This window comes from Pseudomonas sp. MWU347 (assembly GCF_017947305.1).
In the GTDB taxonomy this organism is placed as follows: Bacteria; Pseudomonadota; Gammaproteobacteria; order Pseudomonadales; family Pseudomonadaceae; genus Aquipseudomonas; species Aquipseudomonas putida_A.
Window position 1 is genome coordinate 1 of record NZ_JAFGZB010000044.1, and the last position, 348, is coordinate 348.

Genomic DNA, 348 nt, shown 5'->3' on the forward strand with positions numbered 1-348 from the left:
TTCTGATCCTGATATCGACGCACTCAGGCCCATGACCATCAGTAAATTCGCGACCCCCGTGGAGGGCTACGACGGTGGTTTGGGGGTGGCCGGTGTGGAAGGGGGCGTGCATTTTCGGGTGAACCCCTGGCTGCACATGGAGGAGGGCGACGAGTTCAAGGTTTATTGGGCCGACGGGACGGTGCCGGTCTGGAGTAAAACCATCGAACTCGAGGATGAAAACCAAATCGTCAAAGGGGTCATCGACGAGGGGCATATCCGCAGGGGGGATGCCTATCCCGTGTTCTACAGTGTGACCCGCGCGAACCAGGCACCGGAGGAGTCGCCGCTTCAGAGGGTTCTGGTCAA

At 59.5% G+C, this 348-nt stretch carries 1 protein-coding gene; it reads left to right on the top strand.

Annotated features, from left to right (window positions below):
• Positions 1–31 precede the first annotated feature (31 nt).
• Positions 32–348 (top strand): hypothetical protein (locus tag KCG87_RS27390; protein WP_210559240.1); only part of this gene is annotated, 317 nt, incomplete at its 3' end.